This is a genomic window from Streptomyces sp. NPDC004721 (genome assembly GCF_053601495.1).
Window position 1 is genome coordinate 111,463 of sequence record NZ_JBSGBZ010000002.1, and the last position, 25,872, is coordinate 137,334.

Sequence of the window (25,872 nt, forward strand, 5' to 3'; positions counted from 1 at the left end):
CGCGCACGGACGCGGCAGGGGAGGACCACAAGTGACCAGTAGACGCTGGACGTTCAGAACGACCGCGATCGGTGTCGCGCTCGCGGCGGCCACCGCCACGTTCTCGACGTTCGCCATGGCGGAGGCCGCGACGACGGCCGACTCCGCTTCCGTGACCCGGCACGACCCGCAGCCGGTGGAGCAGCACTCGCACGACCTGGACGGCCCGCTGAGCAAGACCCAGAAGGCCCAGCGCCAGGAGGCCCTGAGCCAGGTCATCGCCGGCAAGACCAAGGTCCAGGACCGCCAGGGCTCCAAGGTCGTGGAGCTCAAGGGCAAGAAGGGCGACACCAAGTACGTCGAGCTGGGCCGGGAGAAGACCGACAAGATCTTCACCATCCTGGTCGAGTTCGGCGACAAGACGGACCCGAAGTACGGCGGCACCCCCGGCCCGCTGCACAACGAGATCGCCGCGCCGGACCGCAAGAAGGACAACTCCACGGCCTGGCAGAAGGACTACAACCAGCAGCACTTCCAGGACCTGTACTTCGGCACCGGCAAGAACACCGAGTCGGTGAAGAAGTACTACGAGACCCAGTCCTCGGGCCGCTACTCGGTCGACGGCGAGGTCTCCGACTGGGTCAAGGTGCCCTGGAACGAAGCCCGTTACGGCAACAACGCGTGCGGCTCCACCAACTGCCCGAGCGTGTGGAACATCGTCAGCGACGGAGTGAACGCCTGGGTCGCCCAGCAGAAGGCGGCCGGCCGGACCGACGCCCAGATCAAGGCGGACCTGGCCCAGTACGACCAGTGGGACCGCTACGACTACAACGGCAACGGCAACTTCAACGAGCCCGACGGCTACATCGACCACTTCCAGATCGTGCACGCCGGTGAGGACGAGTCCGCCGGCGGCGGCGCCCAGGGCACCGACGCGATCTGGGCGCACCGCTGGTACGCCTTCGGCACCGACGCCGGCGCCACCGGCCCCGAGTACAACAAGCTCGGCGGCGCGCAGATCGGCGACACCGGCATCTGGGTCGGCGACTACACCATCCAGCCGGAGAACGGCGGCCTCGGCGTCTACGCCCACGAGTACGGCCACGACCTCGGCCTGCCGGACGAGTACGACACCGCCGGCGGCGAGAACTCCACCGGCTTCTGGACGCTGATGTCCTCCGGTTCCTGGCTCGGCCGCGGCAAGGAAGCCATCGGCGACCTGCCCGGCGACATGAACGCCTGGGACAAGCTCCAGCTCGGCTGGCTCAACTACGACACCGCCAAGGCCGGTGTGAGCTCCGCGCACAAGCTGGGCCTGTCCGAGTACAACACCAAGCACCGGCAGGCCGTGGTGGTCTCCCTGCCCGACAAGGCGGTCACCACGACGATCGTCGCCCCGGCCCAGGGTGCCATGCAGTGGTGGAGCGGCAGCGCCAACAACCTGAAGAACACCCTGACCCGGTCCGTGGACCTCACTGGCAAGAAGTCGGCCGCCCTCACCCTTGACGGCTGGTACGACATCGAGGCCAACTACGACTTCCTCTACACCGAGGTCTCCACCGACGGCGGCGCCAACTACACCGCCCTGGACGGCACGGTGAACGGGCAGCCGATCCCGCGCGACGGCAGCGGCAACCCGGCCCTGCACGGCTCGGTCGACGGCTGGAAGAAGCTGTCGTACTCCCTGGACGCCTACGCGGGCCAGAAGATCCAGCTCCGCTTCCGCTACCAGACCGACGGTGGGGTGGCGCTGAAGGGCTTCACCGCCGACCGGATCACGCTGACCGCTGACGGCTCGGTGGTCTTCGCGGACGACGCCGAGAGCGCGGACCCGGCGTGGACGGCGAACGGCTTCTCCCGCATCGGCGCGTCCTTCACCAAGGACTACAAGCAGTACTACATCGCCGAGAACCGTCAGTACGTGTCGTACGACACCACGCTGGAGACCGGCCCGTACAACTTCGGCTTCGCCGACCGTCCGGACTGGGTCGAGCACTTCCCGTACCAGAACGGCCTGTTGATCTGGAAGTGGGACACCTCCCAGGCCGACAACAACACCAGCAAGCACCCGGGCACCGGCCGGATCCTCCCGGTCGACTCGCACCCCGACGCGCTGCGGTGGTCCGACGGCACGCTGATGCGCAACCGCATCCAGACCTACGACTCGACGTTCAGCCTGTACGGCACGGACGGCATCACGCTGCACAAGGCGGGCGTCGCGACCAAGATCAAGTCGTCGAAGGGGGTGTCGGTCTTCAACGACCGCGCCAACACCTACTACGACCCGGCGAACCCGGCCGGCGGTGTCAAGATCACTGACACCAACACCAAGATCAAGATCACCAAGGAGGCCGAGGACGGCTCCACGATCGAGATCGAGATCGGCAGCGCGCTGAAGTAATCATCGTTTACGCAGGTCAAGCGCACATCGGCGGCAACCCCCTGGCGGGTTGTCGCCGATCGTGTTTAGGTGCGTCCTGTGACCCGCTTATTGACACCGACCGGAACGGGGGAGTGACCGCATGGCCGCAGGAGGTTTCTGCAAGCTGCCGAACGGCACCGTGGTGGTGGCGCTGAACCTGCCCAGCCCCACCCTCGACGGCACCGGCGGCGTGCGCGTCCTCGTCCACGCGCACAACCGCGCCCGGGCCCTGACCCGGCTGCGCAACCTGGGCCTGCGCGCGGTCTACCTGCGGGGCAACGCGGCCCCGCCGACCCCGGACGAGGTCACCGCGGTCCTGCACCACCCCGACGGCCTGATATGGCGCACGTCACCGGGTGACACCGTGGGCGCCCCGGAGCTGTGGCACCCGATCAGAGCCCTGCTGCGCAGACCAGCCGCACACCGGCAGGCGTCGTGACAGTCACCGGCAGGCGCCGCGACAGCCCGTCCCGGACAGGGCCCGGACGGGACCTGGAGAGGCGCGGTCGGGCGCGGACCGGCTCGGACCGGCTCCCACACGTCCGGGCCCGCGAGCCCGGCGTGATCCAAACGAGAAGCACTAGGCGACGACCGGCTTGCCCAGGAGTTCCACGCCTGCCTGCCGCAGCTCCTCCAGTGCCCGTTCGGTGGTCGCCTGGGCCACCCCGGCGGTGAGGTCCAGCAGCACCTGGGTGCGGAAGCCCTCCCGCACGGCGTCCAGCGCGGTGGCGCGCACGCAGTGGTCCGTGGCGATCCCGACCACGTCCACCTCGTCGATGTGCCGGGCCCTGAGCCAGTCGGCCAGCGGCTCGCCGTTCTCGTCGGTGCCCTCGAAGCCGCTGTAGGCCGCCGAGTAGGCGCCCTTGTCGAAGACCGCGTCGACGGCTCCGGAGGCGACGACGGGGGCGAAGTTCGGGTGGAAGCCCACGCCCTCCGTGCCCGCGACGCAGTGCGCGGGCCAGGAACGGACGAAGTCGGGGTTGTCGGCGAAATGGCCCCCGGGCGCGATGTGGTGGTCCCGGGTCGCCACCACGTGCCGGTAGCCCGCGGGAGCCTGCCCGATGAGCTCGGTGATCGCGGCGGCGACGTCGGCGCCCCCGGCCACCGCGAGGCTGCCCCCCTCGCAGAAGTCGTTCTGAACATCGACGACGATCAAGGCGCGGCGCATGGTCGGTGTCCTTCGGTTGTCGGATCGGCGGGCGGAGGGGGCGCGGTTCCGGTCGTGAGGCCACGGTCCCGGCGGCTCCGCCACTCGGACGGGAGGGGACTTTCGGGGGCGTACCGAAGCGGGGGCACGCGCTTTAGCTACCCGAGCCTGTGTGGACGTACTCCGTCGGAAGGACGGGTTCCCCTCGGGAGAGCTGGGTCGCCGACAGCGGCAGGTTGGCGCGAGCGGCCGCGTGCCGGTCCCGGGCGGCGTCCAGCGGCTCGCGGGCGACCACCTCGCCACCCTTGACCAGCTCCACCAGGAGCTGCCGTCCGGCCAGCCGGTCCGGCACCGGACCGGTGCCCACGACCTCCGCCTCCGCGACCCCGTGCGCGTCCAGTCGGCGCGCCGCCCACTTGCGGCCGCCGATGGAGGTCTTGCCGCCGGTGGACTTCTTCGCCACCGGCACCAGCGGCGCCCCGGCGTCGCCGGTCTCGGCGCGCGCGACCAGCTTGTAGACCATGGACGCCGTCGGGTGGCCGGAGCCGGTGACCAGCTGGGTGCCGACGCCGTAGGCGTCCACGGGCGCCGCCGCCAGCGAGGCGATGGCGTACTCGTCCAGGTCCGAGGTGACGATGATCTTCGTGTCCCGGGCGCCCAGCTCGTCGAGCTGCTGGCGTACCCGGTGCGCGACCAGCAGCAGGTCGCCGGAGTCGATGCGCACCGAGCCCAGCTCGGGCCCGGCGATCTCGACGGCCGTACGGACCGCCTCGGTCACGTCGTAGGTGTCCACCAGCAGCGTGGTGCCCCGGCCGAGCGAATCCACCTGCGCCTGGAAGGCGTCCCGCTCGCTGTCGTGCAGCAGGGTGAAGGCGTGGGCGGAGGTACCCACCGTCGGGATGTTGTAGCGGAAGCCGGCGGCCAGGTCGGACGTGGAGGTGAAGCCGCCGAGGTAGGCGGCCCGGGAGGCGGCGACCGCGGCCAGCTCGTGGGTGCGGCGGGCGCCCATCTCGATCAGCGGCCGGCCGCCGGCGGCCGAGGCCATCCGGGATGCTGCGGCCGCGATCGCCGAGTCGTGGTTGAGGATCGACAGGATCACGGTCTCCAGCAGGACGCACTCGCCGAAGGACCCCTCCACCCGCATGATCGGCGAGCCCGGGAAGTACACCTCGCCCTCGGGGTAGCCCCAGACGTCCCCGCCGAACCGGTAGTCGGCGAGCCATTCCAGGGTCGGCTCGTCCACCACCCGGCGCTCGCGCAGGAAGCCGAGGACGCCCGCGTCGAAGCGGAAGTTCTCCACCGCGTCCAGCACTCGCCCGGTGCCGCCCACGACCCCGTAGCGGCGCCCGTCGGGCAGTCGTCGGGTGAAGACCTCGAAGACGCTGCGCCGCCCGGCTGTCCCGGCCTTCAGAGCGGCCTGGAGCATCGTCAGCTCGTAGTGATCGGTGAACAGAGCCGTCGAGGGAACGTCCACCGGCAGCCCAAGGTCCGCAACGCCCACCGAAGCTCTCCTAGACATGTCGTGCGGGTGCCCCCGGCGCCGGCCGGGGGTCCGGGGACCGCCCCCGGATGATGCCTGGCGAAGAATCGTACTCCCATTTCGTCAGACTGACGATTTTGCCCTCCGTTTATGCGAGTACCCCCTCGGGGTGGCAGCATGGGCCGTGTGACGGCAGCCGCACCCATCGAGATCGAGAAGACCGAGTCGGCGGAGGAGGTCTTTGCCGTACCCGAACCCGACATGCCCTGGGTGACGATCGTCCACAACGACCCCGTCAATCTCATGAGCTATGTGACGTACGTCTTCCAGACGTACTTCGGCTACTCCAAGGACAAGGCCACCAAGCTCATGCTCGACGTCCACCACAAAGGCCGGGCGATCGTCTCCAGCGGGACCCGTGAGGAGATGGAACGGGACGTTCAGGCCATGCACGGCTATGGTCTGTGGGCCACCCTCCAGCAGGACCGGAAGTAGCGAACTCCCTCCATGCCAGGAACCTTCGAACCGCTCCCCGGCGGCGGCGCGTCCGTCGCCCTCGACGACGTCGAGATCTCCATCATCCGCTCGCTGGCCGTGCAGCTCCTCGAGCTCATCGGTCCCGGCCCGGCCGAGGACACCCCCGCCGACCCGCTCGCCGAGCTGTTCGCCGAGGGCCCGAGCGAACCGCCGTCCGACCCGGTCCTCAAGCGGCTCTTCCCGGACGCCTACAGCGACCCCGAGCAGACTCCCGGCAACCCGCACGAGGCCGCCGAGCAGCGCGCCCACTCCGCCGAGTTCCGCCGCTACACCGAGAACGACCTGCGGGCCGGCAAGCGCGAGAACGCCCTCGCGGTGATCAACGCGCTCAACGCGCTCACCGCGGATGAAGGCGGCCTCGCGGTGCTGGAGCTGACGCCGGCCGAGTCCCGGCGGTGGCTCGGCGCACTCAACGACCTGCGCCTCGCCATCGGCTCCCGGCTGGAGATCGCCGACGAGGACGACACGGACGACTTCTACCGCCTGCCGGACGAGGATCCGCGCAAGCCGATGGTGATGGCCTACCTCTGGCTGGGCGGGCTCCAGGAGACCCTCGTCTCCACTCTCATGCCGTAGCTCCGCGCCTCATGCCGTAGTCCCGCGCCTCTCACGCTGTGGTCCCGTGCCGCGCATGCCGTGGTTCCATGTCGTGAACCACCCGGCTCATGCCGTGATCCACCCGGTATATCCGGATTCCGCGTTCGCTCAGGGGACGCTCAAATCCGGATAACGATCGCGTCACTGCGACGGCCGGGTATGGGTGCGCTCTGCGCGCTTTGTCCGCTTCTTCCCGTGGGATGCATCACACAGCTCCCCGTCGATCAGTGTTGCGGCCGTGATAAATCTTCACGACCGCCCGGCGGACACCACCCATGTCCGGCCGGGTGCGCCACCGAGCCGGCAACAGCCGGCCAGGCACAGCGGATCCGGGGAGACCCGGGCACGCACTCCATCAATCCGGGGGGATCGAAACCCGATCCGGGGCCGACCGAGGGCCCGGGGTCGGCATGGAGAAAGGCGCACACCACATGACCTCACCGCAGGTCACGGAAGCCCCCGAAGAGGGGTACGAGCGAGGACTCGGCAGCCGCCAGGTCCAGATGATCGCCATCGGCGGCGCCATCGGCGTCGGCCTCTTCCTGGGTGCAGGGGCGAACATCGCCAAGGCCGGACCCAGCCTCATCGTCATGTACGCCCTCGCGGGCCTGATCATCTTCTTCATCATGCGGGCACTGGGCGAGCTCCTGCTCTACCGCCCCGTCTCGGGCTCCTTCGCGGAGTACTCCCGCGAGTTCCTCGGCCCGTTCTTCGGCTTCTTCACCGGCTGGACGTACTGGCTGATGTGGGTGGTGACCGGAATGGCCGAGCTGACGGCCGCCGCGATCTACGTCCACTACTGGTTCCCCGCCGTCCCGCAGTGGGTGACCGCGCTGGTGTTCCTGGTGGTCCTGTTCGTGGCCAACCTGATCTCCGTGAAGGTCTTCGGCGAGATCGAGTTCTGGTTCTCGATGGTCAAGGTCACCGCCCTCATCGGCATGATCGTGATCGGTCTCGGCGTCCTCACCTTCGGCTTCAGCGCCGCCGGTGACACCGCCGCCGTCAGCAACCTCTGGGAGTTCGACGGCTTCTTCCCCAAGGGCGTCGGCTCCTCCCTGATGACCCTCCAGGGCGTGATGTTCGCCTACCTCGCCGTCGAACTGGTCGGCGTCACCGCGGGCGAGTCCGAGGACCCGGAGAAGACCCTCCCCAAGGCGATCAACACCCTGCCCTGGCGGATCGCCCTGTTCTACGTCGGCGCCCTCACCGTCATCCTGTGCGTGGTGAAGTGGACCGAGTTCGCCCCGGGCGTCAGCCCCTTCGTGAAGGCTTTCGCGGTCATCGGCATCCCGGCCGGCGCGGGCATCGTGAACTTCGTGGTGCTCACCGCGGCCCTGTCCTCCTGCAACTCCGGCATGTACTCCACCGGCCGCATGCTGCGCACCCTCGCGGACAACGGCGAGGCCCCCCGGTTCTTCAGCCGCCTGTCGAGCTCCAAGACCCCGGCGCTGGGCATCACCGTCTCCGTCGCCTTCATGGGCATCGGCGTCGTGCTGAACTACATCGTCCCGGAGAAGGCCTTCGGCTACGTCACCTCCGTCGCCACCGCGGCCGGCATCTGGACCTGGCTGATGATCCTGATCAGCCACGTCCTGTACCGCCGGGGCGTCGAGTCGGGCCGGCTGCGCGCCTCCTCCTTCCCGGCCCCCGGCGGCTCCAAGTGCTCCTACGTCGCCATCGCGTTCCTGCTCTTCGTCACCGGCCTGATCGCGTACGACGCCGACTCCCGCGTCTGTCTGTACGTGATGGCCGGGTGGGCCGCCGCCCTGGCCGTCGGCTGGGCGGTCCTCAAGAACCGCAACCCGCAGGTCGCCGACCGCCACGAGCCGCAGCTCGAGAAGGTCGGCTGACCCGCGGCGCTCCAGGACCGGACGTCGCGGCGGGAGCGGGCCCCCCAACCCGCTCCCGCGGCCGCTCAGGACGTCCGCGATGTGGGCCGTTCCGTACCGAACTCCGGTACGGAACGGCCCGCCTGTCTATGCTGGCCGCCATGCTGACCCTTACCCAGGCCCTCTACGACCAGATCGTCGCCCACGCCCGCAAGGACCACCCCGACGAGGCGTGCGGCGTCGTGGCCGGGCCCGCGGGCTCCGGCCGGCCCGAGCGGTTCATCCCCATGGTGAACGCGGCCCGCTCGCCCACCTTCTACGAGTTCGGCTCGCAGGACCTGCTCAAGCTCTACCGGGAGATGGACGACCGGGACGAGGAGCCGCTGATCGTCTACCACTCGCACACCGCGACCGAGGCCTATCCCTCCCGCACCGACATCGGCTACGCCAACGAGCCCGGCGCGCACTACGTCCTGGTCTCCACCGCCGACACCGACGGGCTCGGCGAGTTCCAGTTCCGCTCGTTCCGCATCGTCGAGGGCGAGGTCACGGAGGAGGAGGTCAAGGTGGTGGAGGCGTACTGATCGGGGAACGTCTCGTGACGTGGATGGAAAGTGTCCGCGTGGCGAGATCACACTCCGGGTCCGGGACCGGGAATCGATACGATGACCGCATGGTTTTCCACGACGTGAGCGAGAAGACGCCGGGCATGCTGCTCGTGGCGCGGCTGCACGTCGACCTGTGCAGGCTGAACAGCGCCATCTGTTGACGTTCCGCGCCGCCGCACGGCCGTGAGGGCCGCGGCGCTCCCCAGTGCCGAAAACCTGGGGGCACCCCTACGGTGCGCCCGGCCGCGTCCGAGCCGGGGGATCCATCCCGACGACATCCTTACCGACAGGAGCCCGAAACCATGGCCATCGAGGTCCGCATCCCCACCATCCTCCGCCAGTACACCGACGGCCAGAAGGCCGTGGACGGCAACGGGGAGACCCTCGCCGAGCTCTTCGCCGACCTCGAGACCCGGCACCCCGGCATCCAGGCCCGGATCGTCGACGAGGCGAACGGCGAGCAGCTGCGCCGCTTCGTCAACGTCTACCTGAACGACGAGGACGTGCGCTTCCTGGACGGTATCTCCACCAAGCTCGCCGACGGCGACAACGTGACGATCCTGCCGGCCGTCGCCGGCGGCATGCGCTGATCGGTCGCTGATCAGCGATGCGTTACGACTCCCCACTGGCCGCGGTGGGCAACACCCCCCTGGTGTGCCTGCCGCGGCTGTCGCCGTCGGCCGACGTCCGCATCTGGGCGAAGCTGGAGGACCGCAACCCGACCGGCTCGATCAAGGACCGCCCCGCCCTGCACATGATCGAGCAGGCGGAGAAGGACGGCCGGCTCACCCCGGGCTGCACGATCCTCGAACCCACCTCCGGCAACACCGGCATCTCGCTGGCCATGGCGGCCAAGCTCAAGGGCTACCGCATGGTGTGCGTGATGCCCGAGAACACCTCGCAGGAGCGCCGGGACCTGCTCGGCATGTGGGGAGCGGAGATCATCCCCTCCCCGGCCGCGGGCGGTTCCAACACCGCCGTGCGCGTCGCCAAGGAGCTGGCCGCCGAGCACCCGGACTGGGTGATGCTCTACCAGTACGGCAACCCGGACAACGCCGGTGCCCACTACGCCACCACCGGCCCCGAGATCCTCGCCGACCTGCCCTCGATCACGCACTTCGTCGCGGGCCTCGGCACCACGGGCACGCTCATGGGCGTCGGCCGCTACCTGCGCGAGCACAAGCCGGACGTGAAGATCGTCGCCGCCGAGCCGCGGTACGACGACCTGGTGTACGGCCTGCGCAACCTCGACGAGGGCTTCGTCCCCGAGCTCTACGACGCCTCCGTCCTCACCACCCGCTACTCGGTCGGCTCGGCCGACGCGGTCACCCGCACCCGTGAACTCCTCCAGCAGGAGGGCATCTTCGCGGGCGTCTCCACCGGCGCCGCGCTGCACGCGGCGATCGGCGTCGGGAAGAAGGCGCTGACGGCGGGCGAGAGCGCCGACATCGTGTTCATCGTCGCTGACGGTGGCTGGAAGTACCTTTCCACCGGCGTCTACACCGCGGCCACCACCGAGGAGGCCATCGAGGCCCTCCAGGGCCAGCTCTGGGCGTAGAGCCCGGCGCTCACCGGCGGTCCGTCCGCATCTGCATGCGCGATCTGCATGCGCGGGGCCCCGGCCGTCGTATCGGCCGGGGCTCCGGCGTGCGTGGGGGACGGGATCCTGATGTGCTGGAGAAACGTCATACCGGCAGAAGGACAGGGCACGGCACCCGGGCACAGCAGAAAGGCGGCCGCCCCATGCGCCGTTCGACGCTTCACGGCACCACCGTCACCGCCGCGGCGGTGACCCTGCTCCTCGTCGGCTGCGGCGCACAGCACGACGGTGCGGGCTCCGGCAAGGACGGCACCCCCACCCGGCCGACGACCGCGCCCGCTTCCCCGTCCGGGTCCGCCTCGCCGTCCAGGCCCGCCTCTCCCACTGGGACCGCCTCCGGCTGCACGGACCGCGCCGAACTCACCGCCGCCGACTCCGGGCGCACCCTCTGCCTGACCGTCGGCGGGCAGGTGCGGCTCACTCTGGACGGCACCAAGGACCGCCCCTGGACACCGGTCAGGTCCAGCGGCACCGCCCTGCGGGCCGCCAACGCCGGCATCGTGATCCTGCCGGGCGACGCCGTCGCCGCCTTCGACGCCGTCACGCCCGGAACGGCCCGGCTGACCTCCGCCCGCCCGCTGTGCGCGGCGGGCCCCGGCCGGATCGCGTGCCAGGGCATCCAACAGTGGACGGTCACCGTGCGGGTGACAGGGCCATGAGCCCGACGGGCCACGGCACACGGACGCGACAGCGCGGCGCGCCGAGCCGCGCCCGCTCTGTTCAGCCGGGCCGTGCCCGTCCCGTTCAGCTGGGCAGTGCCTGTCCCGTTCAGTCGGGACGCGTTTATCCCGTTTGGCTGGGCTGCGTCCGCTCTGCTCGGTCGGGTCGCGCCTGTCCCGTTCGGCTGGACCGCGTCTGCCCCGTTCGGTCGGGCCGTGTTCGTTCCGCTCGGCTGGGCCGCGCCCGTCCCGTTCATCTGGGCTGCGTCCGCTCTGCTCGGTCGGGTCGCGCCTGTCCCGTTCGGCTGGACCGCGTCTGCCCCGTTCGGTCGGGCCGTGTTCGTTCCGCTCGGCTGGGCCGCGCCCGTCCCGTTCATCTGGGCCGCGCCGGCTCCGATCAGCCGGGCCGCGTTCGTCCCGCCCGGCCGGGCCGCACCCGCTCCGTTCGGTCGGGCCGCGCCCGTTCCGTTCGGTCGGGCCGTGTCGGCCTCGTTCAGCCCGCCAGGTATCGGACCTGGTCCCAGAGGACCGGGTCCACGACCCCCACCCGGCGGCGGAAGTCCCATACCGGCACCTCCCGGACCTCGTCGGTCTCCAGGAAGCTGGTCCGGCCCTGCGCGTCCCCGACCGAGCCTGGTGGCAGCGGGATCACTCCGGACCGCTCGTCGTGGTACCTGCTGGTGATCTCCGCGACCTTGGCGCGCTTGCCGTGCACCGCCAGGACCAGACAGGGCCGGTCCTTCGCCCCCGGCCCGTCGCCGTGGGGCACGCTGGCCCACCAGATCTCCGCGGGCTGCGGACGCGCCACGGCACGGCGGCCGGCCAGACGGCCGGCACGCGACCTTCTCGGGGGCCTGCGGCCCCGTCCCCAGCCGTCGACGAGCGTGGCGACGAGCGCGAGCAGCACCACCGCCGCGAGCGCCAGCCACCAGGACGTGTCCACAACCATGACGTTACCGGCGTGCGACCCTCGGTGCGCGCCCTTCAACGCTCCTCGTGCGCTCCAGGTCCAGCCGAACCGGTGACACCACAGGTGAGTTCGCCCACAACAGCCCTTACCGGAGGAGCGACCGGACGCATCCCGCCTTACGCTCGACGGACCGCACGACCCCCGTCACCTTCCTCTCCGAAGTTTTCCCGCCAGCGGAGGTTTCTGCTTCATGAAGCTCACCGTCGTCGGCTGCTCGGGGTCGTTCCCGTCCGCGGAATCGGCCTGCTCGAGCTACCTCGTCGAGGCCGACGGCTTCCGGCTGCTTCTCGACCTGGGCAACGGCGCCCTGGGCGAGCTGCAGCGCCACTGCGGTCTCTACGACCTCGACGCCATTTTCCTGAGTCATCTGCACGCCGACCACTGCATCGACATGCTCGGCTACTTCGTCGCGCGCTACTACCGGTACGACGGAGGCCGTTGCGACCCCATCCCGGTGTACGGGCCCGAGGGCACCGAGCACCGGCTGACCACCGCCTACGCCGACACCCCCACGGCCTCCTCGATGAGCGAGGTCTTCGACTTCCACACGGTCAAGCCCGGCACCTTCGAGATCGGCCCCTTCACCGTGCACACCGAGCGGATGGCCCACCCCGTGGAGGCCTACGCCATCCGCGTCGAGCACGGCGGGCGGGCGCTGACGTACTCCGGGGACACCGGAGTGAGCGAGGCGCTGGAAGAACTCGCCCGGGACAGCGACCTCTTCCTGTGCGAGGCCGCCTTCACGGACGGCAAGGAGAACATCCCCGATCTGCACCTCAACGGCCGCGAGGCAGGTGAGGCCGCCGCGCGCGCCGGAGTCCGCCGCCTGGTCCTCACCCACATCCCCCCGTGGACCGACCCGCAGATCAACCTCGCCGACGCCCGCGCGGCCTACGCGGGCCCGGTGGAGCTCGCGGCGCCCGGAGCGTCGTACGACATCTAGTGCTGTGGCCGGAAAGGTTTGCCGGAAAGCTCGCGGCGTTCGGTGCGGTGCATCGAGGGGCGGAGCGTCGCCCTCGTACTGGATGTACTCGGGTGATGCGACAACGCGGCGAGGTGCCGTGCCGGGCGTCGCGAGCCGGTGAACCTTTCCGGTCGCAGCACTAGGTCCAGGGCAGCAGGCCCAGGACAGCAGGTCCAGGAGACGAAAGGCCCCCGGAGTCACGGAACTCCGGGGGCTCTCTCACGTCGTGGCCGGGCTTACGCCTTCGTGAGGTCCTCGGTCTCCTCCTCGGGTTCGCGGCCCGGGGTGGGGAGGTTGAACTTGGTGATGGCGAAGCGGAACACGGTGTAGTAGATCGCCGCGAACACCAGGCCGATCGGGATGATCAGCCATGGCTTGGTCGCCAGGTTCCAGTTGAGGGCGTAGTCGATGAAGCCGGCGGAGAAGGTGAAGCCGGCGTGCACGCCGAGCGCCCAGGTTATCGCCATGGACAGGGCGGTCAGCACCGCGTGGATCACGTACAGCACGGGGGCGATGAACATGAACGTGAACTCGATCGGCTCGGTCACACCGGTCACGAAGGAGGTCAGTGCGAGCGACACCATCATGCCCAGGACGGCCTTGCGGCGCTCCGGCCGGGCCGAGTGCGCGATGGCCAGGGCGGCGGCCGGCAGACCGAACATCATGATCGGGAAGAAGCCCGACATGAACTGGCCGGCGTGCGGGTCACCCGCGAAGAAACGGTTCAGGTCGCCGTGGACGACCTGGCCGGCGGAGTTGGTGAAGTCGCCGATCTGGAACCACGAGACGGTGTTGACGAACTGGTGCATGCCGACCGGGATCAGCGCACGGTTGACCAGACCGAACAGGCCCGCGCCTGCGGCGCCCAACCCGGTGATCCACTTGCCGAGGTCGGTGATCACGTCACCGATGGGCTGCCAGCCCACCACGACCAGAACGCCCAGCGCAGTACCGACGAAAGCCATGATGATCGGGACCAGGCGGCGGCCGTTGAAGAAGCCCAGCCAGTCGACGAGCCTGGTGCGGTGGAACCGCTGCCAGATCACGGCGGAGAGCAGACCGAGGATGATGCCGCCCAGCACGCCTGGGTTCTGGTAAGACGCCGCGGTGATCTCGGAGCCGTGCTTCCACACGCCGCCGAGACCGGTTGAGACGAACTCGGCGCCCTTCGGCACACCGTCCTCGATCGGGAACTGGTGGATCACCGTGTAATAGGTGAGGAACCCGACCACCGCGGCGAGCGCGGTCGAGCCGTCGGCCTTCTTGGCGAAGCCGATGGCGACGCCGATGCAGAACAGCAGCGGCAGGCCGAGCGAGGCATCCAGCAGCGCGCCACCGGCGCCGGCGAACACCTTGGCGACCTGGTCCCAGCCGAGTCCGTCCGCGCCGAACACGTCCGGCTGTCCCAGACGCAGCAGGATGCCGGCCGCCGGCAGTACGGCGATCGGGAGCTGCAGGCTGCGGCCGACCTTCTGCAGGCCCTGGAACAGGCCGGATCCCCATTTCTTCGCCGGGGCCGCCGTCTCGGTGGCGGTGCTCATACATCCTCCATCGGGTGGTGGTCTACACCACTCAGTGGTGTAGACCTGTTGTAACACGATGAAGGGGGCGTAAGGAACCCGTGATTCCCACGACCGAGCCACTACGCACCGTGTGGATTCGACCTCAGGGTCAGTGATGTGCGGCAGGGAGTGCTGGGCATCGCCTCGTTTGGTCCCCGCGCCTACGCTGGTGTAGACCAGTCGGCGGACGGTTCCGCTGCCGTGAGCGCACCATTCTGCACCCATGGCACGGCCGCTCGCAAAGACGGGCCAACTGTGGGTTACTGCGACAAAGCGGATCGGATCAGGGAGAAGGAACATGGCCACCAAGGCTGAGAAGATCGTCGCCGGGCTGGGCGGCATCCAGAACATCGACGAGATCGAGGGCTGCATCACCCGGCTCCGCACCGAAGTGCACGACGCCTCCCTGGTCGACGAGACCGCCCTCAAGGCCGCCGGCGCGCACGGCGTCGTCAAGATGGGCACCGCCATCCAGGTCGTCATCGGCACCGACGCCGACCCGATCGCCGCGGAGATCGAAGACATGATGTGAACCCGGCGGTCCGCCGCGGTTCACCGTCAAGGGGCTCTTCCCGATGCGGGAGGAGCCCCTTGTCCATGGGGGACTACGCTCGACGCCATGTCTCGTATCGACGGCCGCACCCCCGAACAACTCCGCCCGGTCACCATCGAACGCGGGTGGAGCAAGCACGCCGAGGGCTCCGTCCTCGTCTCCTTCGGCGACACCAAGGTCTTCTGCACCGCCTCCGTCACCGAAGGCGTCCCGCGCTGGCGCAAGGGCAGCGGCGAGGGCTGGGTCACCGCCGAGTACTCCATGCTGCCCCGCGCCACCAACACCCGCGGCGACCGCGAATCGGTCAAGGGCAGGATCGGCGGCCGCACCCATGAGATCTCCCGCCTCATCGGCCGCTCCCTGCGCTCGGTCGTCGACTACAAGGCACTCGGCGAGAACACCATCGTCCTGGACTGCGACGTCCTCCAGGCCGACGGCGGCACCCGGACCGCGGCCATCACGGGTGCCTACGTGGCCCTGGCCGACGCCGTCACCTGGGCCCGCGGCAAGAAGCTGATCAAGGCCGGCCGCCAGCCGCTCACCGGCACCGTCAGCGCCGTCTCGGTCGGCATCGTCGGCGGTGTGCCGCTGCTCGACCTCTGCTACGAGGAGGACGTCCGCGCCGAGACCGACATGAACGTCGTCTGCACCGGCGACGGCCGCTTCGTCGAGGTCCAGGGCACCGCGGAGGCCGAACCCTTCGCCCGCGAGGAACTCAACAGCCTCCTCGACCTCGCCGTGGCAGGTTGCGCCGAACTCACGGCGATCCAGCGCACGGCACTCGAGACGGCCCTGGCGAAGTAGAGGAGCAGCCCCGCATGACCCGCTTGATCCTCGCCACCCGCAACTCCGGCAAGATCGTCGAGCTCAGGGCGATCCTGGCCGACGCCGGCCTGCCCCACGAACTCGTCGGCACCGACGCCTACCCGGACGTCCCCGACGTCAAGGAGACCGGCGTCACCTTCGCCGAGAACGCCCTGCTGAAGGCCCACGCCCTGGCCCAGGCCACCGGCCTCCCCGCGGTCGCGGACGACTCCGGCCTCTGCGTCGACGTCCTCGGCGGCGCCCCCGGCATCTTCTCGGCCCGCTGGGCCGGCCGCCACGGCGACGACAAGGCCAACCTCGACCTGCTCCTGGCCCAGCTCTCGGACATCGCCGACGACCACCGCGCCGCCCACTTCGCCTGCGCCGCGGCCCTCGCCCTGCCGGACGGCACGGAGCGCGTGGTGGAGGGGCAACTGCGCGGCACCCTGCGCCACGAGCCCGCGGGCACCAACGGCTTCGGCTACGACCCGATCCTCCAGCCCGACGGGGACATCCGCACCTGCGCTGAACTGACCCCCGAGGAGAAGAACGCGATCAGCCACCGCGGCAAGGCGTTTCGCGCCCTGGTACCGGTGGTGCGGGAACTGCTGGGCTGAGCACACAGAAACGGCCTGCGCATCGATCCTTCGATTCGCAGGCCGTTCATGTGCGGCGGAAGGGATTCGAACCCTCAAGCCCGATCAAGGGCCACAGATCCTAAGTCTGCTGCGTCGCCATTGCGCCACCGCCGCTAGCCGTCTGCCATCGTACCGGGAGCCGCCCGTCGCCTTCTGCCTCCCCTGCACCAGGTGTTGGTGATCGCATGACAGTTGGGGCACAGCAGGCGCAGGTTTTCCCTCCGATCGTCACTCCAGTCTCCATCGATGTGGTCGACCTCCAGCGTCATGGGCTTCCCGAGCCACTCGGGGCCGACCCCACAACCTGCGCAGCGTTCCGGTACTCCGATGTCCCGGAGGGCACGACGTAACAGCGCGATGTCTGTCCGACGCTTCCCTTCGTGGCGCACCAGGATGTCCTCGGGGCCTCTGGCGTTGTGGCTCCGCTTGCCACGCCGGTGCCCCTGCCCGAGGAAGTGGGCGGTTGAGATGCCCTCTTCGGCGATCCACTGGCGCAGCAGCGCACGCTGCCAGTGGTTGTCGGGACGTTCCAAGCGTTGCAGCGCCTCTGTGAGGGATGCCGACTCAGCGATCACCCCACGCAGTTCGTCGTGTGTGGGCTGGGGATGCCTGCCGCAGGGGCTGAAGTGCGATACGTCAATGCCGAAGTCGGTGAATCGCTTCATGAGATACCGCCGGAGGTTGGCGTATGGCCGCGTGCCGAGGAAGCCGATGACCTCGTCGATGTCGGAGCACTCTGCGGCGGCTTCCTCCAGCCGCTCACGGGTGTATTGCAGACCGCTGCTCATCGGTCACGCCTGTCACGGACCGTGCCGCGTCCCCGGTAAGTATCTGTTGTGGAATGACAGTTGGGGCAGAGAAAGCGCAAGTTGCCGATGCGGTTGTCGCGCCAATTGCCGTTGATGTGGTCGACCTCCAGCGGCAGTGATTGCCCCCGCCACACCGCCTCGATGCCGCACAGGACGCAGCGCTCTTCCAGGCCATGAGCGAGCAGCGCTCGCTTGAGGCGATCGCTCGGGACTCGCCGGGCTTGAGTGTCCCGCAGTTCGACGAGCACGGCTCCTGGTGTCCGACGGGGCCTGGCGTCGCCACCTCGCGTCGGCACCTGAAAGTGCGAGGTGTCGAGACCGTACGCCTTGACACGTCGGCTGATGTGCGTGTGCTGCCCTCCGACGATCTCCAACCCGAGATAGCGCAGTACCTCGCACATGTTCGTCGACGCCGAGACTGCTGCTTGGAGTACTTCCCTGGTCCACCGCACACCCTCCCGCTCGAAGTGCGACGTATCCACGCCCAGCTTCTTCATCCGTTCCCGGATGTAGTGCCGCGTCGCAGTCCTCGGATCCACCCCCAGCCTCTCCAGCGCCTCCGACAGCGTCTGCGCCCCGCGAGCCGCCTCCTCCAGTCGCTCCTTGGTGTACGCGCTGGCCCCCATGGGTTCCCTCCGTTCTCGGCCGCATGTTCATGGTCCACACGGAGTAACGAACCGCTTATCGGACAGTCACGTACGGAATGCGGAACGGCCCGCACCGGGCACCGGTGCGGGCCGTACAAGTGGAGGGAGCAGCCCTCAGATCCCCAAGTCCTTGATGATCTTGGCCACGTGGCCCGTCGCCTTCACGTTGTAGAGGGCTCGTTCGACCTTGCCCTCCTCGTCGACGACGATCGTGGAGCGGATGACGCCGACGACGGTCTTGCCGTAGAGCTTCTTCTCGCCGAAGGCGCCGTAGGACTCCAGGACCTTCTTGTCCGGGTCGCCGAGCAGCGTGACCTTGAGCGACTCCTTGTCGCGGAACTTCGCCAGCTTCTCCGGCTTGTCGGGGGAGACGCCGATCACGTCGTACCCCGCGGCCGCCAGCAGGTCCAGGTTGTCGGTGAAGTCGCAGGCCTGCTTGGTGCAGCCGGGGGTGAGGGCGGCCGGGTAGAAGTAGACGATGACCTTCCGGCCCTTGTGGTCGGCCAGCGACACCTCCTTGCCGTCGGCGTCGGGGAGGGCGAAGGCGGGGGCCACGTCCCCGGGCTGGAGTCGCTCGGTCATCGAAGCTCGTCTCCTCGTGCGTGCGGATACCGTGTCGCTCCGAGGGTAACCGGGGGTGCCGACAGCGCGGTCGGAGCGGGAACTGACAGACTGTCCCGAACAGGCATCAGTTGACTTCGGAGGCGGCACGGTGGCGGACACCGCGGACACCAGAACCCCGGCTGAGATCGAGGCGGACATCAAACGCCGCCGTGAGGTGCTGGCCGAGACGCTCGACGAGATCGGGGTGCGCGTGCACCCGAAGACCATCGTCGGGGACGCCAAGGCCAAGGTCGCCTCCCATGTCGACCACACGCTCGGACGGGCCTACGTGCAGGTCAACCGGGTGGTGAGCGATGTGCGGGCGCAGTTCGTGGACGAGGAGGGCGCCCCGCGCCTGGAGCGGGTCGTACCGGTCGCGCTCGTCGCCGTCGGCCTGGTCGGACTGCTCGCTCTGGGCGCTCGTCGGCGCCGTCGCTGAGCGGCACGACGCCCCACCGCGTGCAGAGGTGCCGAAGGCAGGTAGGTTCGAGTCGTGAGCGCCAACAGACATGAGCACAGCAGCCACCACGACAAGCTGCCCATCCGGATGCTGCACGACCGGGTGCTCGTCCGGCAGGACACGAGCGAGGGCGAGCGGCGTTCGGGCGGTGGCATCCTGATTCCCGCGACAGCGGCGGTGGGACGCCGGCTGGCCTGGGCCGAGGTCGTCGCGGTGGGGCAGAACGTGCGGACCGTCGAGCCGGGGGACCGGGTGTTGTTCGATCCGGAGGACCGTGCCGAGGTCGAGGTGCGCGGGGTCGCGTACGTGCTCATGCGCGAGCGTGATCTGCACGCGGTGGCCGCGGACCGGTTCGAGGGTTCGGAGGACTCCACCGGCCTGTATCTGTAGCGGTACGGGACGTCCTGGGACGTCCTCAACGACGCTGCACGACGGCTTCGCAGACCGACCGCCGAGGGGCTTGGTGACCATGGTCACCAGCCCCTTTTGTCGTTCCTTTGCTAGCCTCGGGTCCAACCCGACGAGACGCGCCGTACCGGGACGAACGCAAAGACGACGCACCCCCGTTCATGTCCTTACGTCGTCCCGGAGGTGCCCGTCATGGCCTGGGTCCTGCTCATTCTCGCCGGTCTGCTGGAGGTGGGCTGGTCGATCGGAATGAAGTTCACCGACGGCTTCACCCGCCCCCTGCCCAGCGTGCTCACCGGCGCCGGGATCGTGACCAGCATGGTCCTGCTGTCGTACGCCGCCCGCTCCCTGCCCATCGGCACCGCCTACGGCGTGTGGGTGGGCATCGGGGCGGCCGGTGCGGCGGTGATCGGCATGGCGGTGCTGGGGGAGCCGACGACCGCCGCCCGGATCTTCTTCGTGTGTCTGCTGCTGGTGGCCGTGGTGGGGCTCAAGGTCACGTCCGGTCACTGAACATGCCCTGCAGGCCGGTGTTCGTGCCGCCGTCGCCGGGGGTACCGGCCCCGGCGTTCCCGCCCGGGGTGCCGGGACTGCCTCCGCCGGGCTCGCCTCCCGCGCCGCCCGGCGGGGTGCCCCCGACGTCCCCGGTGCCCGGGTCGGTGGGACCGCCCGGCGGGGTGCCGGGGTCGGTCCCGCCGGTGGTGGGGTCGCCGCCGGTGTCGGGCGTGGCGCCGTCGCCCTGGCCCTGCCCCTGGTCCTGGCCCTGGTCCTGCCTCGGGTCCTGGCCGCCGGGGTCGGCCGTGCCGCCGCCGTCCTGACCGCCGTCGCCCGGGGTCTCGTCGGGCACCGAGGGCGGCGGCTGGACCTGGTCGGCGCCCGGCTGGAGCTGGAGGTCGAAGTCGGTGACCGGGGTGTTCTTCAGTGCCTCCCCGGTGTACTGCGCCCAGATCTGGGCGGGCGGCCCGCCGCCGTTGACACGGACCAGCCCCATGGCGCCGTAGAGCGGCTTGTGATGGGCGGTGACCGGGTCCTGGCCCATGACCGAGACGACGGTGGCGAGTTCGGGCGTGTAGCCGGCGAACAAGGCCGCGGTGTCCTCCTCGGCGGTTCCGGTCTTGCCGGCGGCGGGCCGGCCGGCGGCCTGGGCGGCGGTGGCGGTGCCGTTCTGCACGACGCTGCGCAGTATCGCGGAGGTGGTGTCGGCGGCCTCGCGGGTGATCGCCTGGGTCTCGGTGCGCTGGGGCAGCTCGACGGTGTCGGTGCCGTCCTTGGTGATCTTCTTGATCATCGTGTACGGGGCGTGCTTGCCGTGGTTGGCGAGTGTGGCGTAGGCGTCGGCCATGTCGACGACGCTGGCGGTGGCCACTCCGAGCGCGATGGACGGGGTGGGGATCAGGGACGGGGTGTCGGCCGACAGGCCGAGGGCGACGGCGGTGTCCTTGACCTTGTCGGAGCCGACGTCGACGGCCATCTGCGCGTACACCGCGTTGACGGACTTGTCCGTGGCCTCGCTGACGGTGATGTCGCCGTAGGACCGCTGGTCCTCGTTCTCGGGGTCGTAGGAGCCGCTCCAGCCCTGGACGGGGCGCTTGTTGGTGCCGTCGTAGTAGGTGTTCGGGGTGATCGGGCGGCCGTCCTGGGTCGCGGAGCCGTTCTGGACGGCGGAGGTGAACACGAACGGCTTGAAGGTGGAGCCCACCTGGAAGTCCCGGCGGGTGGCGTTGTTCGTGTACTGCTTGACGTAGTCGATGCCGCCGTACATGGCGACGAGCTCGCCGGTCTTCGGGTCGATGGAGGCGGCGCCGGCCCGCACGTAGGTGTCGACCTTGCGGTTCTTCCGGTCGAGCTTGCTCATCACCTGGTCGTCCACGGCCTTGACCAGAGCGTCCTGCTTGCTCTTCTCCAGGGTCGTGGTGATCTGGTAGCCGCCCGCGGAGAGCTGGTCCTCGTCCAGGATCTTGTTTTGGGCCAGGTAGTCCTTCACCGCGCGGACGATGTAACCGCGCTGCCCGGACATGCCCGTGGGGGCGGTGGCCTCCTTCGGCATCGGGAACTTCATCCCGGCCCGCTGCGAGGCGCTCAGCCAGCCCTTCTTGACCATGCCGTTCAGGACGTAGTTCCAGCGGGCCAGGGCGGCGGACTTGTTCTCCGGGTGGGCGACGACGTCGAACTCGCTGGGCGCGTTGACCAGCGCGGCCAGATAGGCGGCGCGGGCCGGGTCGAGGTCCTGGGCCTTGACGCCGTAGTACGCCTGGGCGGCGGCCTGGATGCCGTAGGCGTTGCGGCCGAAGTAGCTGGTGTTGAGGTAGCCCTCGAGGATGTCGTCCTTGGACGCGGTGCGATCCAGCTTGATCGCGATGAAGAACTCCTTCACCTTGCGGGTGACGGTCTGCTCCTGGCCCAGGTAGTAGTTCTTCACGTACTGCTGGGTGATCGTCGAACCGGACTGCTTGCCCTTGCCGAGGGCGGTGTTCCAGCCGGCGCGCAGCATCGCCTTGGGGTCGACGGCGGACTCGGTGTAGAAGTCGCGGTCCTCGGCGGCGAGCACGGCGTGCTGGGCGTCCTTGGAGACCTGGGCGAGCGTGACGTTCTCCCGGTTGATCTCGCCGTCCCGGGCGATCTCGGAGCCGTCGGCGTACAGGTAGATGTTGGCCTGCTTGACGGCCATGGCGTTGGCGGGCGGGATCTTCACCAGCGAGTAGCCGATGAAGAACGCGCCGATGACCAGCAGCATGGCGGTGAGGAAGCCGCCGAGCACCATCCGCCAGGTCGGTACGGCGCGGCGCCAGCCGGTGCGCCGGGGCCGTCCGGCCTTTCCGCCGTCGCCCGTCTCGCCCTCCGCCCCGCTCCCTGTCCCGCTCTCCGCTTCGCCCCCGCTCTCGGGTGCCGCCGGTGGCTGGTGGTCGGCCACGCCCTGGTTCGGCTGCTGCGGCTCGTCACTCATGTCGTGCTCGGACTCCTGTTTCCCGTCGTACGTCCCCGTACGTGTCACGGCCGTACGTCCCCGTACGCCGTCATGCGCCTTCGGCGCCCCCCAGATGAAGACTCTCGCGGCAACCGTTCCGTTCCCGGTCCCGGGGCACTTGTCGGGGCCGGAAAACGCGTGGCATGTCACGCCCGGCACGCATTAAGCTCCCGCGCTTTCGGTGTCGTGGCCTGGGAGGCGGTGCACGTGGGCGCAGGACGGTTGTACGCGGCCGTCGCGGCGGGGGGATTCAGACGGTACGCGACGTATCGGGCGGCGACGGCGGCCGGGGTGTTCACCAATACGGCATTCGGGCTGATCCTGGTGTACACGTACCTCGCCCTGTGGGACGTCCGGCCGCACCTGGGCGGTTACGACCAGGCGCAGGCCGTGACGTACGTGTGGCTGGGGCAGGCGTTCCTGGCGGCCCTCGCGATCGGCGGGGGCGGCGTCGAGGACGAGCTGATGGAACGCATCCGAACGGGTGACATCGCCGTCGACCTTTACCGGCCGGCCGACCTCCAGCTGTGGTGGCTGTCGGCCGACGCGGGCCGGGCGATGTTCCAGCTGCTGGGCCGCGGGGTGCTGCCCTTCGTGTTCGGGGCGCTGCTCTTCCCGGTGGCCCTGCCGTCGGACCCGCTGACCTGGGCGGCGTTCCTCGGGGCGGTGCCGCTGGCGCTGCTGGTGGGCTTCGGCATCCGCTTCCTGGTGGCGCTGAGCGCGTTCTGGCTGCTGGACGGCGCGGGCGTGGTGCAGATGGCCTGGCTGGCCGGGTACTTCTGCTCGGGGATGCTGCTGCCGCTGAACGTCTTCCCGGGCGCGCTGGGCGAGGTGGTCCGGGTGCTGCCCTGGTCCTCGCTGCTCCAGGCCCCCGCCGACATCCTGCTGGGGCACGCGGACCCGCTCGGCACCTACGTCTTCCAGGGCGCGTGGGCGGTGGCGCTGCTGGCGGCGGGGCGGCTGGTGCAGTCGGCGGCGACGCGGCGAGTGGTGGTGCAGGGTGGCTGAGCCCATCGGGGACCCGGCCGGCAACCGGCTGGTGGAAGGGCTGCGCGCCTACCGCCTGATCGCCGCGATGTGGATCCGCTCCACGATGGCGTACCGCGCCTCCTTCGTCATGACCACGGCCGGGAGCTTCGTCGCGACCGGACTGGACTTCGTGGCGATCCTGCTGATGTTCTCCCGCGTCGACGCGCTCGGCGGCTACGCGCTGCCCGAGATCGCCTTCCTGTACGGGCTGTCCGCCACCGCCTTCGGGCTCGCCGACCTGGTGATCGGCTCCATGGACCGGCTGGGGCGGCGGGTGCGCGACGGCACCCTCGACACGCTGCTGGTCCGGCCGGCGCCGGTGCTCGCGCAGGTGGCCGCCGACCGGTTCGCGCTGCGCCGGATGGGCCGGGTGACGCAGGGGGCGCTGGTGCTGGGCTGGGCGATGTCACGGCTCGACGTCGACTGGACGCCGCTGAAGCTGCTGCTGATGCCGGTGATGCTGGTCAGCGGCTGCGGGATCTTCTGCGCGGTGTTCGTGGCCGGGGCGGCCTTCCAGTTCGTGGCGCAGGACGCCTCGGAGGTGCAGAACGCGTTCACCTACGGCGGCACCACGCTGCTCCAGTACCCGCCGACGGTGTTCGCCAAGGAGCTGGTGCGCGGGGTGACGTTCGTGCTGCCGCTGGCCTTCGTCAACTGGCTGCCCGCGCTGTACGTGCTGGGGCGGCCGTATCCGCTCGACCTGCCCCGGTGGACCGCGTTCGCGCCGCCGCTGGTCGCGGTGGCGTGCTGCGCGCTGGCGGGGGCGGCCTGGCGAGTGGGGCTGCGGTCGTATCGGAGTACCGGGAACTGACGGGAACTTCAAGGGGCGAAGGGGAGAAGGGACGTACAGGGCGTATGGCGACGGCGGTGGACGGTGTGGAGGGCAGGGACGGCGTGGACAGTGGGGACGGCGCGGGCGGTGGTCTCATCGAACTCGACCGGGTCGAGAAGGTCTTCGACGTGCGGAAGAAGACGGGGTTCCTGAGGCGCGAGCGGCGGCAGGTGCGGGCGGTCGACTCGATCTCCTTCAGCGTGGCGCGCGGGGAGATGGTCGGCTACATCGGCCCGAACGGCGCGGGCAAGTCGACGACGATCAAGATGCTCACCGGCATCCTGACGCCCAGCGGCGGCCGGCTGCGGGTCGCCGGCATCGACCCCTCCCGCGAGCGGACCCGGCTCGCCCGGCGCATCGGGGTGGTGTTCGGGCAGCGTACGACCCTGTGGTGGGACCTGCCGCTGATCGACTCCTACCGGCTGATGCACCGCATGTACCGGATCCCCGACGGCCGTTACCGCGAGAACCTCGACCGCTGCGTCGAACTCCTCGAACTCGGCGAGCTGTTGGACGTGCCCGTACGACAACTCTCGCTGGGCCAGCGGATGCGCGGCGACATCGCGGCGGCCCTGCTGCACGACCCGGAGGTCCTCTACCTGGACGAGCCGACCATCGGCCTGGACGTCATCAGCAAGGCCAGGGTCCGCGAGTTCCTGCGCGACCTGAACGCCGAACGCGGTACGACGGTGCTGCTGACCACGCACGACCTTCAGGACATCGAGCAGCTGTGCTCGCGGGTGATGGTCATCGACCACGGGCGCCTGATGTACGACGGCCCCCTCACCGGCCTGCACGAGGCGGGCGAGAGCGAACGCACCCTGGTGGTCGACCTGGAGCGCGAGCTGCCACCGATCGAGCTGCCGTCCGCGCGCGTGGTGCGGGTCGAGGGGCCCCGGCAGTGGCTGGCCTTCCCGGCGGCCGAGTCGGCGGCGCCCCTGGTGGCGCGGATCGCGGCGGAGTACCCGCTGGTGGACCTGTCGGTGCGGGAGCCCGACATCGAGGCGGTCATCGCGAGGATGTACGCCGAGAAAGCGGTCTCGTAGGCTGCTGCCATGACGGAGGACCTGCCGGAGCTTCGCGCTTCCGACGCCGATCGTGAACGAGTCGTCGAACATCTGCGGGACGCCCTCGCCGAGGGGCGGCTCGACATGACCGAGTTCGAGGAGCGGCTGGAGGCGGCGTACCAGGCGCGCACGTACGGCGAACTCGCGCCGCTCACCCGGGACCTGCCCGTGCCCGGGGTGGTCGCCCCGGCGGTGAACATGGTCAAGCAGCCTGTGCAGGACGGAAGTTGGGCGTCGCGGGTGGTCGGCGGCGAGGGGTCCTCGTCGTGGGCCGTCGCCATCATGGGCGGGTTCGAGCGCAAGGGGCGATGGACCGTGCCCAAGCGGTTCGACTGCTTCACCTTCTGGGGCGGCGGCGGCATCGACCTGCGCGACGCCAACTTCGCCGACCACGAGGTCGTGATCAACTGCGTGGCGATCATGGGCGGCGTGGATGTGATCGTGCCGCCCGGCGTCGAGGTGGTGGTGCGCGGCATCGGCATCATGGGCGGCTTCGACCACCGCGAGGACGGCGCGCACAGCGAGCCGGGCGCCCCGCGCGTGATCGTGACCGGTCTGGCCTTCTGGGGCGGCGTGGGGGTCAGGCGGAAGCCCACCGAAGCGGAACGGCGCCGCCTGAAGGAGCAGCGCCGCCAGGAGAAGCTGGAGCGCAAGGCGGAACGCCGCAGGCTCGAGTAGCCGCGGCACCCCCTGCCACGGCGCG

The 25,872-nt window shown here is 69.8% G+C and carries 29 protein-coding genes, 1 tRNA gene and 1 riboswitch; of the genes, 21 read left to right on the forward strand and 9 right to left on the reverse strand.

Features of this window, described 5'->3' with window-relative positions:
- Positions 1 to 31: 31 nt before the first annotated feature.
- Positions 32 to 2,380 carry an immune inhibitor A domain-containing protein gene (locus ACWEK3_RS02170; RefSeq protein ID WP_450544550.1) on the forward strand — a complete coding sequence of 783 codons (2,349 nt, stop codon included), beginning with the start codon at positions 32 to 34 and terminating at the stop codon, positions 2,378 to 2,380.
- Positions 2,381 to 2,501: 121 nt separating this feature from the next.
- Complete coding sequence (locus tag ACWEK3_RS02175; RefSeq protein WP_365427236.1) at positions 2,502 to 2,840, forward strand: hypothetical protein; 339 nt, start codon at positions 2,502 to 2,504, stop codon at positions 2,838 to 2,840.
- 141 nt (positions 2,841 to 2,981) lie between these two features.
- Here the strand turns inward: ACWEK3_RS02175 and ACWEK3_RS02180 are convergent, their stop codons facing one another.
- Both ACWEK3_RS02180 and ACWEK3_RS02185 read right to left on the reverse strand, forming a co-directional pair.
- Positions 2,982 to 3,569: an isochorismatase family protein gene (locus ACWEK3_RS02180; protein ID WP_388723504.1), complete on the reverse strand. Its 588-nt coding sequence runs from the start codon at positions 3,567 to 3,569 to the stop codon at positions 2,982 to 2,984.
- Positions 3,570 to 3,702: 133 nt separating this feature from the next.
- A complete protein-coding gene (locus ACWEK3_RS02185; RefSeq protein WP_450544547.1) occupies positions 3,703 to 5,049 on the reverse strand; it encodes a nicotinate phosphoribosyltransferase in 1,347 nt (448 codons plus the stop codon).
- Positions 5,050 to 5,205: 156 nt separating this feature from the next.
- Between ACWEK3_RS02185 and clpS the strand changes: the two genes are divergently transcribed.
- The 8 genes from clpS to ACWEK3_RS02225 all read left to right on the forward strand — a co-directional run bounded on the left by clpS (position 5,206) and on the right by ACWEK3_RS02225 (position 10,858).
- Complete coding sequence (gene clpS, locus ACWEK3_RS02190) at positions 5,206 to 5,523, forward strand: ATP-dependent Clp protease adapter ClpS (protein ID WP_361415077.1); 318 nt, start codon at positions 5,206 to 5,208, stop codon at positions 5,521 to 5,523.
- Between the two features lie 12 nt (positions 5,524 to 5,535).
- The gene (locus ACWEK3_RS02195; RefSeq protein WP_384425370.1) at positions 5,536 to 6,141 is read left to right on the forward strand and encodes a DUF2017 domain-containing protein; all 606 of its coding nucleotides are present in this window, start codon (positions 5,536 to 5,538) and stop codon (positions 6,139 to 6,141) included.
- A 452-nt stretch (positions 6,142 to 6,593) separates the two neighbouring features.
- Positions 6,594 to 8,012 carry an amino acid permease gene (locus tag ACWEK3_RS02200; protein ID WP_450544544.1) on the forward strand — a complete coding sequence of 473 codons (1,419 nt, stop codon included), beginning with the start codon at positions 6,594 to 6,596 and terminating at the stop codon, positions 8,010 to 8,012.
- 140 nt (positions 8,013 to 8,152) lie between these two features.
- Complete coding sequence (locus ACWEK3_RS02205) at positions 8,153 to 8,575, forward strand: Mov34/MPN/PAD-1 family protein (RefSeq protein WP_450544542.1); 423 nt, start codon at positions 8,153 to 8,155, stop codon at positions 8,573 to 8,575.
- Positions 8,576 to 8,664: 89 nt separating this feature from the next.
- Positions 8,665 to 8,760: a putative leader peptide gene (locus ACWEK3_RS02210; RefSeq protein ID WP_365420089.1), complete on the forward strand. Its 96-nt coding sequence runs from the start codon at positions 8,665 to 8,667 to the stop codon at positions 8,758 to 8,760.
- A 141-nt stretch (positions 8,761 to 8,901) separates the two neighbouring features.
- Complete coding sequence (locus ACWEK3_RS02215) at positions 8,902 to 9,189, forward strand: MoaD/ThiS family protein (RefSeq protein WP_361415085.1); 288 nt, start codon at positions 8,902 to 8,904, stop codon at positions 9,187 to 9,189.
- Positions 9,190 to 9,206: 17 nt separating this feature from the next.
- Positions 9,207 to 10,157 (forward strand): PLP-dependent cysteine synthase family protein, encoded by a 951-nt coding sequence (locus tag ACWEK3_RS02220; RefSeq protein ID WP_390872588.1) that lies wholly within the window; start codon positions 9,207 to 9,209, stop codon positions 10,155 to 10,157.
- 185 nt (positions 10,158 to 10,342) lie between these two features.
- Positions 10,343 to 10,858: a hypothetical protein gene (locus ACWEK3_RS02225; RefSeq protein ID WP_450544537.1), complete on the forward strand. Its 516-nt coding sequence runs from the start codon at positions 10,343 to 10,345 to the stop codon at positions 10,856 to 10,858.
- Positions 10,859 to 11,351: 493 nt separating this feature from the next.
- Here the strand turns inward: ACWEK3_RS02225 and ACWEK3_RS02230 are convergent, their stop codons facing one another.
- The gene (locus tag ACWEK3_RS02230) at positions 11,352 to 11,801 is read right to left on the reverse strand and encodes a type II toxin-antitoxin system PemK/MazF family toxin (protein ID WP_453248689.1); all 450 of its coding nucleotides are present in this window, start codon (positions 11,799 to 11,801) and stop codon (positions 11,352 to 11,354) included.
- A gap of 217 nt (positions 11,802 to 12,018) precedes the next feature.
- Here ACWEK3_RS02230 and ACWEK3_RS02235 point away from each other — a divergent pair, with 217 nt between their 5' ends.
- Positions 12,019 to 12,771 carry an MBL fold metallo-hydrolase gene (locus ACWEK3_RS02235; protein WP_376396340.1) on the forward strand — a complete coding sequence of 251 codons (753 nt, stop codon included), beginning with the start codon at positions 12,019 to 12,021 and terminating at the stop codon, positions 12,769 to 12,771.
- A 257-nt stretch (positions 12,772 to 13,028) separates the two neighbouring features.
- On the opposite strand, the gene ACWEK3_RS02240 is transcribed toward ACWEK3_RS02235, so the two are convergent.
- Positions 13,029 to 14,333, reverse strand: coding sequence for a PTS transporter subunit EIIC (locus ACWEK3_RS02240; RefSeq protein WP_384425389.1), 1,305 nt, complete (start codon positions 14,331 to 14,333; stop codon positions 13,029 to 13,031).
- A gap of 319 nt (positions 14,334 to 14,652) precedes the next feature.
- Here ACWEK3_RS02240 and ACWEK3_RS02245 point away from each other — a divergent pair, with 319 nt between their 5' ends.
- From ACWEK3_RS02245 to rdgB, 3 genes are all read left to right on the forward strand, one after another.
- Entirely contained in the window at positions 14,653 to 14,886 is a 234-nt protein-coding gene (locus ACWEK3_RS02245) for a glucose PTS transporter subunit EIIB (protein ID WP_141360559.1), read from the forward strand.
- 87 nt (positions 14,887 to 14,973) lie between these two features.
- A complete protein-coding gene (gene rph, locus ACWEK3_RS02250) occupies positions 14,974 to 15,711 on the forward strand; it encodes a ribonuclease PH (protein WP_361415095.1) in 738 nt (245 codons plus the stop codon).
- 14 nt (positions 15,712 to 15,725) lie between these two features.
- On the forward strand, positions 15,726 to 16,328 hold the full coding sequence (gene rdgB / locus ACWEK3_RS02255; protein WP_450543686.1) for an RdgB/HAM1 family non-canonical purine NTP pyrophosphatase: 603 nt from the start codon (positions 15,726 to 15,728) through the stop codon (positions 16,326 to 16,328).
- 51 nt (positions 16,329 to 16,379) lie between these two features.
- Here the strand turns inward: rdgB and ACWEK3_RS02260 are convergent.
- The 4 genes from ACWEK3_RS02260 to bcp form a co-directional block, all read right to left on the reverse strand.
- Positions 16,380 to 16,463, reverse strand: a tRNA-Leu gene (locus ACWEK3_RS02260).
- Complete coding sequence (locus ACWEK3_RS02265; RefSeq protein ID WP_450543688.1) at positions 16,463 to 17,137, reverse strand: HNH endonuclease signature motif containing protein; 675 nt, start codon at positions 17,135 to 17,137, stop codon at positions 16,463 to 16,465. The genes ACWEK3_RS02260 and ACWEK3_RS02265 overlap by 1 nt, the downstream gene beginning before the upstream one ends.
- Complete coding sequence (locus ACWEK3_RS02270; RefSeq protein ID WP_384088299.1) at positions 17,134 to 17,784, reverse strand: HNH endonuclease signature motif containing protein; 651 nt, start codon at positions 17,782 to 17,784, stop codon at positions 17,134 to 17,136. Before ACWEK3_RS02270 ends, ACWEK3_RS02265 begins: the two co-directional genes overlap by 4 nt.
- Positions 17,785 to 17,919: 135 nt before the next feature.
- Positions 17,920 to 18,387: a thioredoxin-dependent thiol peroxidase gene (gene bcp, locus ACWEK3_RS02275; protein WP_453248690.1), complete on the reverse strand. Its 468-nt coding sequence runs from the start codon at positions 18,385 to 18,387 to the stop codon at positions 17,920 to 17,922.
- Between the two features lie 130 nt (positions 18,388 to 18,517).
- On the opposite strand from bcp, the gene ACWEK3_RS02280 reads away from it, so the two are divergent.
- From ACWEK3_RS02280 to ACWEK3_RS02290, 3 genes are all read left to right on the forward strand, one after another.
- Complete coding sequence (locus ACWEK3_RS02280) at positions 18,518 to 18,847, forward strand: DUF3618 domain-containing protein (protein ID WP_361415101.1); 330 nt, start codon at positions 18,518 to 18,520, stop codon at positions 18,845 to 18,847.
- A gap of 54 nt (positions 18,848 to 18,901) precedes the next feature.
- Entirely contained in the window at positions 18,902 to 19,258 is a 357-nt protein-coding gene (locus ACWEK3_RS02285; RefSeq protein WP_361415103.1) for a GroES family chaperonin, read from the forward strand.
- 108 nt (positions 19,259 to 19,366) lie between these two features.
- A riboswitch (guanidine-III (ykkC-III) riboswitch) is annotated at positions 19,367 to 19,430 on the forward strand.
- Between the two features lie 38 nt (positions 19,431 to 19,468).
- Positions 19,469 to 19,789 (forward strand): DMT family transporter, encoded by a 321-nt coding sequence (locus tag ACWEK3_RS02290; RefSeq protein WP_450543694.1) that lies wholly within the window; start codon positions 19,469 to 19,471, stop codon positions 19,787 to 19,789.
- On the opposite strand, the gene ACWEK3_RS02295 is transcribed toward ACWEK3_RS02290, so the two are convergent.
- A complete protein-coding gene (locus ACWEK3_RS02295) occupies positions 19,773 to 22,220 on the reverse strand; it encodes a transglycosylase domain-containing protein (protein ID WP_453248691.1) in 2,448 nt (815 codons plus the stop codon). The genes ACWEK3_RS02290 and ACWEK3_RS02295 overlap by 17 nt on opposite strands.
- A gap of 228 nt (positions 22,221 to 22,448) precedes the next feature.
- Here ACWEK3_RS02295 and ACWEK3_RS02300 point away from each other — a divergent pair, with 228 nt between their 5' ends.
- From ACWEK3_RS02300 to ACWEK3_RS02315, 4 genes are read left to right on the forward strand one after another with little or no spacing between them, the layout of a single operon-like run.
- The gene (locus ACWEK3_RS02300) at positions 22,449 to 23,249 is read left to right on the forward strand and encodes an ABC transporter permease (RefSeq protein ID WP_361415109.1); all 801 of its coding nucleotides are present in this window, start codon (positions 22,449 to 22,451) and stop codon (positions 23,247 to 23,249) included.
- Positions 23,242 to 24,081 carry an ABC transporter permease gene (locus ACWEK3_RS02305; protein ID WP_453248692.1) on the forward strand — a complete coding sequence of 280 codons (840 nt, stop codon included), beginning with the start codon at positions 23,242 to 23,244 and terminating at the stop codon, positions 24,079 to 24,081. Before ACWEK3_RS02300 ends, ACWEK3_RS02305 begins: the two co-directional genes overlap by 8 nt.
- Positions 24,082 to 24,125: 44 nt before the next feature.
- A complete protein-coding gene (locus ACWEK3_RS02310) occupies positions 24,126 to 25,148 on the forward strand; it encodes an ABC transporter ATP-binding protein (protein WP_390724244.1) in 1,023 nt (340 codons plus the stop codon).
- 9 nt (positions 25,149 to 25,157) lie between these two features.
- Complete coding sequence (locus ACWEK3_RS02315; RefSeq protein ID WP_361415115.1) at positions 25,158 to 25,847, forward strand: DUF1707 SHOCT-like domain-containing protein; 690 nt, start codon at positions 25,158 to 25,160, stop codon at positions 25,845 to 25,847.
- Positions 25,848 to 25,872 lie beyond the last annotated feature (25 nt).

Excerpts from the sequence above, each read along its gene's own strand:
- rph (WP_361415095.1), top strand. The coding sequence starts at position 14,974 with ATGTCTCGTATCGACGGCCGCACCCCCGAACAACTCCGCCCGGTCACC.
- ACWEK3_RS02290 (WP_450543694.1), top strand. The coding sequence starts at position 19,469 with ATGGCCTGGGTCCTGCTCATTCTCGCCGGTCTGCTGGAGGTGGGCTGG.
- rdgB (WP_450543686.1), top strand. The coding sequence starts at position 15,726 with ATGACCCGCTTGATCCTCGCCACCCGCAACTCCGGCAAGATCGTCGAG.
- ACWEK3_RS02310 (WP_390724244.1), top strand. The coding sequence starts at position 24,126 with ATGGCGACGGCGGTGGACGGTGTGGAGGGCAGGGACGGCGTGGACAGT.
- ACWEK3_RS02205 (WP_450544542.1), top strand. The coding sequence starts at position 8,153 with ATGCTGACCCTTACCCAGGCCCTCTACGACCAGATCGTCGCCCACGCC.
- ACWEK3_RS02200 (WP_450544544.1), top strand. The coding sequence starts at position 6,594 with ATGACCTCACCGCAGGTCACGGAAGCCCCCGAAGAGGGGTACGAGCGA.
- ACWEK3_RS02295 (WP_453248691.1), bottom strand. The coding sequence starts at position 22,220 with ATGAGTGACGAGCCGCAGCAGCCGAACCAGGGCGTGGCCGACCACCAG.
- ACWEK3_RS02225 (WP_450544537.1), top strand. The coding sequence starts at position 10,343 with ATGCGCCGTTCGACGCTTCACGGCACCACCGTCACCGCCGCGGCGGTG.
- clpS (WP_361415077.1), top strand. The coding sequence starts at position 5,206 with ATGGGCCGTGTGACGGCAGCCGCACCCATCGAGATCGAGAAGACCGAG.
- ACWEK3_RS02265 (WP_450543688.1), bottom strand. The coding sequence starts at position 17,137 with ATGAGCAGCGGTCTGCAATACACCCGTGAGCGGCTGGAGGAAGCCGCC.
- ACWEK3_RS02235 (WP_376396340.1), top strand. The coding sequence starts at position 12,019 with ATGAAGCTCACCGTCGTCGGCTGCTCGGGGTCGTTCCCGTCCGCGGAA.
- ACWEK3_RS02245 (WP_141360559.1), top strand. The coding sequence starts at position 14,653 with ATGGCCACCAAGGCTGAGAAGATCGTCGCCGGGCTGGGCGGCATCCAG.
- ACWEK3_RS02240 (WP_384425389.1), bottom strand. The coding sequence starts at position 14,333 with ATGAGCACCGCCACCGAGACGGCGGCCCCGGCGAAGAAATGGGGATCC.
- ACWEK3_RS02180 (WP_388723504.1), bottom strand. The coding sequence starts at position 3,569 with ATGCGCCGCGCCTTGATCGTCGTCGATGTTCAGAACGACTTCTGCGAG.
- ACWEK3_RS02220 (WP_390872588.1), top strand. The coding sequence starts at position 9,207 with ATGCGTTACGACTCCCCACTGGCCGCGGTGGGCAACACCCCCCTGGTG.
- ACWEK3_RS02210 (WP_365420089.1), top strand. The coding sequence starts at position 8,665 with ATGGTTTTCCACGACGTGAGCGAGAAGACGCCGGGCATGCTGCTCGTG.
- ACWEK3_RS02195 (WP_384425370.1), top strand. The coding sequence starts at position 5,536 with ATGCCAGGAACCTTCGAACCGCTCCCCGGCGGCGGCGCGTCCGTCGCC.
- ACWEK3_RS02215 (WP_361415085.1), top strand. The coding sequence starts at position 8,902 with ATGGCCATCGAGGTCCGCATCCCCACCATCCTCCGCCAGTACACCGAC.
- ACWEK3_RS02315 (WP_361415115.1), top strand. The coding sequence starts at position 25,158 with ATGACGGAGGACCTGCCGGAGCTTCGCGCTTCCGACGCCGATCGTGAA.
- ACWEK3_RS02270 (WP_384088299.1), bottom strand. The coding sequence starts at position 17,784 with ATGGGGGCCAGCGCGTACACCAAGGAGCGACTGGAGGAGGCGGCTCGC.
- ACWEK3_RS02175 (WP_365427236.1), top strand. The coding sequence starts at position 2,502 with ATGGCCGCAGGAGGTTTCTGCAAGCTGCCGAACGGCACCGTGGTGGTG.
- bcp (WP_453248690.1), bottom strand. The coding sequence starts at position 18,387 with ATGACCGAGCGACTCCAGCCCGGGGACGTGGCCCCCGCCTTCGCCCTC.